General features: G+C 71.8%; 1 protein-coding gene and 1 pseudogene. Both read left to right on the forward strand.

What is annotated here, in order from left to right:
- Window positions 1-659 (forward strand): sensor histidine kinase (locus tag IG99_RS43445; RefSeq protein ID WP_037684560.1); only part of this gene is annotated, 659 nt, incomplete at its 5' end.
- Window positions 660-700: 41 nt separating this feature from the next.
- Window positions 701-1090, forward strand: a pseudogene (locus IG99_RS43450) (response regulator transcription factor).
- Window positions 1091-1109 lie beyond the last annotated feature (19 nt).

Here is a 1109-nt window from a genome sequence, read left to right on the forward strand (position 1 = left end):
TCGCCGCCGTACGCCAGCGTCAGCGCCTGGAACTCGCCCACGACCTGCACGACTTCGTCGCCCACCACGTCACCGGCATCATCGTCCAGGCCAACGCCGCGCTGGCACTCCAGCACACCGCACCGGAACAGGTCGGACCGCTGCTGGAGAACATCACCCGGTCCGGATCGGAGACGCTGGACTCGATGCGCCGCCTGGTGCGGGTCCTGCGCGAGGACGACCACGAGGGCATCCGGCCCGGCGAGGTGTGGGCGGAACTCGCCCGTCTGGTCTCGGCGTTCTCAGAAGACGAAGCCGACGTCCAGCTGCACGTCGCCGCGGCGGCCCGCGAGGCGCGTCTCGCCCCCGAGGTGGAGACCTCCGTGCACCGAGTCGTGCAGGAGGCCCTGACCAACGTGCGCCGCCACGCGCACGGCGCCGTAGTGGCCGTACGGGTCGACATGGACGGGCCACGGCTGCGGGTCGAGGTGCACAACACGGCACCGGCCGCACGCCACCCCGGCCCGGTCGGCGGACGTGGCGGCTTCGGACTGGTCGGCCTGCGCGAACGCGTCGAAGCGGTGGAGGGCGCGCTGACCGCCGCCCCCACCGACGACGGCGGCTGGCGGGTGACCGCCGACTTCCCGATGCCGGCCGCCATGGCAGGATCACCGGCGTGAACGACACGGTGATCCGCGTACTGATCGCGGACGACCAGGACATGGTCCGGGGGGCTTCCGGCTGATCCTCGGCGCCCAGCCCGGCATCGAGGTGGTCGGCGAGGCCGCCGACGGCGCCGCCTGCGTGGAACTCGCCCGCCGGCTGCGGCCGGACGTGTGCCTGGTCGACATCCGGATGCCGAAGCTGGACGGCCTGGACGTCACCCGCGCGCTGGCCGGACCCGGCGTCCACAACCCGATGCGGGTCGTGGTGATCACCACGTTCGACCAGGACGACTACGTGCACACCGCGCTGGATCTGCGACCAACTCGTGGTGTCACTGTCCACGGTCAAGACCCACCTGGCCAACATCCAGCAGAAGATCGACGCCCGCAACCGGGTCGAGATCGCCGCCTGGGCCTGGGAGTCCGGCACGGTGCGGGAACGATAGGACCGGCTGCACAGCCGCT

This window comes from Streptomyces griseus subsp. griseus (assembly GCF_000720255.1).
GTDB lineage: Bacteria > Actinomycetota > Actinomycetes > Streptomycetales > Streptomycetaceae > Streptomyces > Streptomyces griseus_I.